Origin of the sequence: Bacteroides sp. K03 (assembly GCF_019734355.1) — a bacterium.
In the GTDB taxonomy this organism is placed as follows: Bacteria; Bacteroidota; Bacteroidia; order Bacteroidales; family Bacteroidaceae; genus Bacteroides; species Bacteroides nordii.
The window spans coordinates 42339-50121 of sequence record NZ_JAASHC010000041.1; the positions used below are offsets into that span (position 1 = coordinate 42339).

General features: G+C 43.1%; 5 protein-coding genes. 1 reads left to right on the forward strand and 4 read right to left on the reverse strand.

From position 1 onward, the window contains the following. Positions 1-4 precede the first annotated feature (4 nt). From HCG69_RS19310 to HCG69_RS19325, 4 genes are all read right to left on the reverse strand, one after another. Complete coding sequence (locus HCG69_RS19310) at positions 5-3151, reverse strand: efflux RND transporter permease subunit (protein WP_221651389.1); 3147 nt, start codon at positions 3149-3151, stop codon at positions 5-7. 174 nt (positions 3152-3325) lie between these two features. Continuing rightward, positions 3326-4558: an efflux RND transporter periplasmic adaptor subunit gene (locus HCG69_RS19315; protein WP_221651390.1), complete on the reverse strand. Its 1233-nt coding sequence runs from the start codon at positions 4556-4558 to the stop codon at positions 3326-3328. 121 nt (positions 4559-4679) lie between these two features. Continuing rightward, complete coding sequence (locus tag HCG69_RS19320; protein ID WP_221651391.1) at positions 4680-5084, reverse strand: DUF6769 family protein; 405 nt, start codon at positions 5082-5084, stop codon at positions 4680-4682. 276 nt (positions 5085-5360) lie between these two features. Beyond that, complete coding sequence (locus tag HCG69_RS19325; RefSeq protein ID WP_221651392.1) at positions 5361-6998, reverse strand: ABC-F family ATP-binding cassette domain-containing protein; 1638 nt, start codon at positions 6996-6998, stop codon at positions 5361-5363. Positions 6999-7209: 211 nt separating this feature from the next. On the opposite strand from HCG69_RS19325, the gene HCG69_RS19330 reads away from it, so the two are divergent. Continuing rightward, positions 7210-7608, forward strand: a complete 399-nt coding sequence (locus HCG69_RS19330) for a response regulator (protein ID WP_007484281.1) — start codon at positions 7210-7212, stop codon at positions 7606-7608. Positions 7609-7783: the final 175 nt, after the last annotated feature.

The following is a 7783-nucleotide window of genomic DNA, read 5'->3' on the forward strand; positions in this document are numbered from 1 at the left end:
TCTATTATTCATTCGTTTCATTAGGGATATTCCCATCATCTATCGTTTGGCATATCTCCTCCTTCTGTGGGGAGCGGTGATGCATCATCAGGTATACAATGGGAATGATAAATCCGTTCAGGAAAGTCGATGTTAAAAGACCTCCGAGGATTACTTTTGCCATTGGACTTTGTATCTCGTTACCCGGCAGATCACCACTCAGGGCCAGTGGTATCAGCGCCAGAGCACTGGAGAGTGCTGTCATCAAAATAGGATTCAACCGGTCCAGTGAACCATGAATTACACTGTCGTATACTCCCATACCCTCTTCCTGTTGCAGGTGATTGTAATGGCTGATAAGTAGCATACCATTACGTGTAGCGATACCAAACAGAGAGATAAATCCGATGATGGCCGGGATACTGACTTCACCTGTGGTGATGAGTAGCGCAAATACGCCACCAATCAGCGCCAACGGCAAGTTCAGCAGAATCACTCCGGACTCTTTTACACTCCGGAACTCATGGTACAGCAGTAAGAAGATTATAACGATACTCATGAAGGAAGTCAAGGCCAGCGTGCGGCTTGCTGCCTGTTCGCTTTCAAATTGCCCTCCATATTCAATATGGTACCCTTCCGGGAGCTTTACGGAGGTATCTATCTTTTTCTGTATATCATTTACTACGCTGCGAAGGTCGCGGTCGGCTACGTTTGCAGAAATCACAATCTTACGTTTCACGTTTTCACGGTTAATGGTATTGGGACCCATAGCCGAAACAACATCAGCTACGTAACTTAGGGGTACCTTCTTTCCGTCCGATGTATCTACCATCAGGTTACGTATCTTCTCGGCTTCATCACGGAAGTTATCTTTCACTTTAACAATGAGATCGAATGCCTTGCCTTTTTCATAAACCTGTGAAATGACTTCACCTGCCAATGCTACATTGATATATTCTGAGAATTCCGGCAGGGTGATACCATATTTGGCAAGCATTTCACGTTTCGGAGTGATTTTTAGCTGTGGGCGTTCAATCTGTTGTTCCACATTCAGGTCGGCAATACCGGGAATACCTTCAATAGCCCCTTTTATTTCATTACCCAAAGAGAACATTTTGTTTAAGTCATCTCCGAAAAGCTTAATAGCGATATTGGCTTTTGTTCCGGATAGCATAGCGTCGATACGGTGGCTGATAGGCTGGCCGATCTCGATATTTGCTCCGGTGATTGTACCCAGTTTCTCACGTACATCTGCAATGAGCTCATTGCGCGAACGGTCTTTCAGTTCAAATGGTGCTTCTATCTCCGAGGTATTCACTCCCAGGGCATGTTCATCCAGTTCGGCACGTCCGGTTTTGCGGGCCACGGTCTGTATTTCAGGAATAGTTAATAGCAACATTTCCGCACGGTGCCCCATTTTGTTACTCTCTTCCAGAGAGATACCCGGCAGCGAAGATATATTGATGGTAAACGAACCTTCGTTGAAAGGCGGTAGGAAGGAGCGTCCTAACGTAAAGAAACATCCCAAAGCAACAATAAACAGAGCAATGGTACTTCCCAACGTGATTCGCTTGTGATTAAGTACCCATCTCAATGCTTTTTCATAAACACCTTTCAACCAGCGTGCTACGAATGCTTCTTTGGGGATTTTGTCACTCTTGTTTCTACCCAACAGATAAGAGCATAGTACCGGAGTAAGTGTTAAAGCCACTATTGTAGAAGCGAACAGTGCCACAATAAAAGCAACGCCCAGCGGTACTAACATACGTCCTTCCATACCTGTAAGGAAGAAGAGGGGTACGAAACTCACTACAATGATCAGTGTAGAGTTCAGAATGGGCATACGCACCTCTTTAGAGGCATTGAATACCACGTCGAGTACCGGGAGACGTTCAGCTTCCGGTTTCATCCGGTTCTCACGGAGTCGTTTATATACGTTTTCCACATCTACAATAGCATCGTCCACCAGTGAACCGATGGCAATTGCCATACCGCCAAGACTCATTGTATTAATAGTCATCCCCATATAATGAAGAGTGAGGATGGAAACAATCAGTGAAATTGGCAGTGTTACCAGTGAAATAATTGTGGTTCGTACATTTGCCAGGAACAGGAAGAGCACGATCACAACAAAGATACCTCCTTCCAGCAAAGACTTCTTCACGTTTCCGATAGAACTTTCGATAAAACGGCTTTGACGGAAAATATCGGTAGAAACCTTCACATCCGCAGGTAGGTTCTTCTGTAAATCCTTTAAAGAAGCTTCCAGTTTATCCGTCAGTTCCAGTGTACTGGTAGAAGGTTGTTTGGTAACTGTCAGCAATACAGCAAGTTTTCCCCGTTCCGAGGCTGTGCCCAACTTCGGAGCTTTCGGTCCGATAGTTACATCTGCTATATCTTCCAATAGTACAGGTACGGTGTTTATACTCTTCACTACAGCTTTTCCCAGCTGATCTGCTTTATCTGTAGAGAGTACTCCGCGTACTATATATTCGTTTCCATATTCATAAAGTACTCCACCGTTGGCGTTGAGATTCATATCCCGGGTGGTGTTCATTACTTCACCCATAGATACCCCATAGTGACGCATCCGTTCCGGGTCGAGTTGTATTTGATACTCTTTCAAATCGCCACCCAAAACGGCTACTTGTGCCACACCTCCTGTTGAAAGCAGACGCGGACGAATTGTCCAGTCGGCGATAGTACGCAGGTCGAGCATAGATGTTGAATCTGCGGTAAGGCCGATAATCAGCATCTCACCCAATATGGAAGACTGTGGGCCAAGTGTTGGTTTGCCCACATTAGCGGGCAGTGACTCATTGACTACTGCCAGTTTTTCACTTACAATCTGCCGGGCCAGATAAATATCTGTTCCCCAGTCAAATTCTACCCAAACTACAGAAAATCCATTTGTAGAAGAAGAGCGTACGCGGCGCACACCTGTTGCACCATTCACAGAAGTTTCTACGGGAAAGGTGACGAGCTGTTCCACTTCTTCGGCTGCCATACCATTGGCCTCAGTCATGATGACCACTGTTGGCGCGTTGAGGTCGGGAAATACGTCCACTTCTGTATGCATTGCGGTATACGTACCGCCAATCAGCAACAACACCGAGGCTACGAGTACCAGGATGCGGTTCTGAAGAGAGAAATGTATAATTTTATTTAACATGAAATTATTTACGATTAGACGATTTACAATGATTTACAATTAGACAATTTACAATTTACGATTAAAATTACAATTATTTACGATTAGACGATTTACAATTTACGATTGATGAAAGAGATTGTAAATCAAAGTAATTTCAATCGTAAATTGTAAATCGTCCAATCGTAAATCCTTTTAGTGTTCATGACTATGTGCCGGTATCGCATTACTTGCCGAAGCCAGTTTCACCTGGTAGGCACCGCTGACAACAACAGGATCGCCGGCTTTGACGCCTGTAAGTATCTGTACGCTTTGCCCATTATCTGCACCTAAGGTCACTTCCTGCTTTTTATACCCTTCTTCATCCAGTTGCAAATAGACAAAGAATAATCCTTGTTCCTCTGTCAGTGCAGTGCGGGGGAGCGAGATAACGTTTTCCATTGGGGTTGACAGTAGATATACCTCTACAAACGAACCGGGAATAATATCTCCTTTGTTGTCAAACTCAAATGTTACCGGAACATAGAATGAATTATCTCCGGCAGACTTGCCAAACGAAAGGAGGCGTCCGCTTAATTCTTTTAGTGCATACACCTTATTATCATACGGCGTTTTGAAGTTAGCCGAACCAATAGTGCGCAGATATGGGTAGTATTTCTCTGAAACTTCTGCGCGCAGGAAAAGACGACGGTTTTGTGTTACGCTGACCAACGGTTGTCCGATGGTAACATAATCTCCCTCTTTGACTAAGATATTTTTCACATATCCGCCGATAGGAGAAGATATGGCCTGTCCGCCTTTGGTATTTCCTTTGGCGAGTGCTTCGTAGCTGATACGGGCATTCTCGTAATTTTGTTCGGCTTGTGCGAAATCTTTGTCGGATACGATTTTGTTTTTAACCAACGCTTTCATACGTTCGTATTCTTTCTTTGAGATTTCATAGGCAATACGGGCACGTTGCACCGGGTCACCATCTGCTATATTACTGGATGAGATGGTCAGCAGGGTACTGCCTTTCCCTACACTCATGCCCTCGGTAACTTTACCGTGAAAGCTGACAACACCGGCTACCGTAGCTACAGCTACGCTTTCGTCTCCCTGTGCGGCAAGTACTTGTCCGCTGGTCTTTATTACTTGTTCAAAAGTCCCCGGTTCAATAGTGCTCACCTTCACTCCGGCAGCTTCTGCCTTAGCTTTGGGCAGAATGATTTCATCACTATGTTCGCTTTCGGAAGCCTCGCTACCGTGGTCATGTCCCTCGCACTCTTTGGTGGCGCTGTGTCCTTCATTTTCGTGATCGTGTCCTTCGTGGTCATGGTTGTGAGCCTCGGTACCATGATTGTGTTCCTCGGGATTATTTCCCGGTTTGTTGTTGCAGGAGCCCAGAATAAACAATCCCAGAACTCCCATAAAGATAAGTTTCTTCATGATTATATAAAATACATTCTTAATGATTTCGTTTTTGTAAATTCGTCACAATTCACCCTGCAAAAGTAGAGGTTTGCGGGTGCAACAGTCTTGCAAACAATGTAATAGCTACATTGTTCGGTTAGACGAATGTAGATGGAGGGGCACGAAGTCCGAAGGCACGAGTGATATTCGTGCCGTGTAAAGACTCTCGGTAGACATATTCGTTAGTGAATTGTTTTTCCTGAGGTCGGAGTAGATTTTCAATTATAAAGTCGGTGAATAAGATTGCAACAAACATATGTTGTGGTCCCAAATCTACCTGCGCACTGGGTGCAGGAGATGAAAAACGCGCCAGACATTCGTTACTGCAGCAGGAGTCATTTTCCCGGTGGTGATTGTGTACAGGGCATTGTTCTTCGGGTGTTACATCATGTTTCATGCAAATCATCCCATTGGCATGGTGATGATGGGGAACAAGGGGTACTGCCAGCATAATGATGCTGATGACAAATAGAATATAGAATATGTACCTTTTGTTCTTCAAATTTAAAACTTTAATTGGCTGGCAAAGATAGGATTTACCTTATCGAATAGCAAATTATAGTACTTAAAATATTAAAAAGATAATTTGGAGGGATTTCACCACAGAGGCTCACAGAGTTCCATAGAGTATTATTATTCAATAAAACGCAGATTAACGCGGATTTGCACAAAGAAAGACGAGATAGAATAACAGTCTTTTAATTTGCGCAAATTCGCGTTAATCCGCGTTTCAAAATATACCCATCGCTTGGCGTACCTCCCCGTGCGGGAAGTACCACTATTTCTTTTCTAACTCCTGCAGAGAGTCCATCTTTTTCTTTTCAAGAAATTCGTAGATACCGCACAAGTGTTCTTTTACTTTCTTATTGCCGAATTCGTATACTTTTGTTACCAGTCCGTCCAGGAAGTCACGGTCATGTGAAACGACAATCAACGTACCGTCAAAATCAATTAAAGCCTGTTTCAGGATATCCTTTGTTTTGAGGTCAAGATGATTGGTAGGCTCATCCAGAATCAGCAGGTTTACCGGTTCGAGTAATAGCTTAATCATAGCTAAACGTGTACGCTCGCCTCCCGATAGTACTTTCACCTTCTTCATTGATTCTTCCGGTCCGCCAAACATGAAAGCTCCTAACAGGTCGCGTATCTTATTACGGATTTCTCCTTTAGCCACATCGTCGATGGTCTGGAATACGGTTAGGTTCTCGTCTAACAGTGAGGCCTGGTTTTGTGCGAAGTATCCTATCTGTACGTTGTGTCCCAGAGTCAATGTACCCTCATGTTCGATTTCTTTCATGATACATTTCACTAATGTGGATTTACCTTCACCGTTTTTTCCGACAAATGCTACCTTATCTCCGCGTTCTATAGTGAGTGAAGCATTTTTGAATACTGTATGTTCGCCATAGGTTTTACCTACATTGTCCATAATTACCGGATAACTACCCGAACGGGGAGAAGGCGGAAACTTCAGGCGTAAAGCCGATGTATCTTCTTCGTCCACTTCCAGCAATACCAGTTTCTCGAGCATCTTTACACGGCTTTGTACTTGCAGGGTTTTGGAGTATGTTCCTTTGAACCGTTCTATGAATTCGGTGGTTTCGGCAATGAATTTCTGTTGTTCGTCATACTGTTTTTGCTGCTGCACACGACGTTCTGCGCGTAATTGCAGATATTGGGAGTAGTTAACTTTATAGTCGTAGATGCGTCCCATCGTCACCTCGATGGTACGGGTGGTGATATTGTCAACGAATTTACGGTCATGGCTGATTACGATTACCGCTTTACCATTGTTGATGAGGAAATCTTCCAGCCATTGTATAGACTCAATATCCAGGTGGTTGGTCGGCTCGTCCAGTAGCAATACGTCCGGCTTTTTCAGTAACAGTTTTGCCAGTTCGATGCGCATACGCCAGCCACCGCTGAAGTCACTTGTTTGCCGATGGAAGTCCTCACGCACGAAACCGAGTCCTAATAATGCTTTTTCTACATCCTCTTCATAGTTGGTTGCATCAATCGAATAGAACTTTTCACTCAGTGACGAAACCTTTTCAATCAGTTCCATATAACTGTCACTTTCATAATCGGTGCGGGTCTCCAGTTCTTTATTTAATTGTTCTATTTCGGCCTCCATTTCATGCAGATGAGCGAACGCCTGTGCTGTTTCCTCAAATACGGTACGTCCGTCTTCGGTCATTAAATGCTGTGGAAGATAAGCAATAACACACTCTTTGGGAGCCGAAATATTCCCTCGGGTCGGCTGGCGGGCTCCTGCCAATATTTTAAGCAGTGTGCTTTTACCTGCTCCGTTTTTACCCATCAGGGCAATACGGTCTTTTTCGTTAATTACAAAAGAAATATCACTAAATAAGGTGGTTCCGCCGAATTCTACGGCAACTCCGTCTACTGAAATCATATATGTTCGTTAAAATGAGGTGCAAAGATAATGCAAACCGGGAGTAGAATAAAATGAACGAGTTCATTTTTTATGCCAAGGTGCAGCTTATCTTCGCTTTTTTGGCAAAGATAATCATTTATATTATTTTTTTTTATAACTTGCGCGCTGAATGCGTATGATATAATACGATATACTTAAATATGTACACGCGAATATAACAATCATTATAATGGAAAATGAATCAACAACAGACTTCCGTCCGCTAATACTGGTGGCGGAAGACGATGACAGTAATTTCAAATTGATAAAGGCTATCATAGGAAAAAAATGTGATATCCTGTGGGCTAAGAACGGAGAGGAAATAGTGAAGTTGTTCAATGAGAATCGTGGCAAAGCTGCAGCGATACTTATGGATATTAAAATGCCGATAATGACTGGTTTGGACGCAACAGTGATTATTCGTAAAGAGGATCAGAAAATACCTATCATAATGCAGACTGCATATGCATTCAGTTCCGATAAAGAAAATGCAATGAAATGTGGAGCAACAGAGGTATTGGTGAAACCCATTACATTGAGTATTTTGAGGAATTGCCTGACGAGTTATTTCCCGGATTTGAAGTGGTAACTGAAATGGCTTGCCTTATAGGCAGCTGAATTTTATAACTTGCATTATAAATATGAGCTACAAGTAGAATGGTATGCATTCACTTGTAGCTCATGTTTTATAAGATTGACTTAATACAGATTTACTTTACACCGTTTTAACATTATAAAAATTCATATGGCAAGTAAAGTATTTC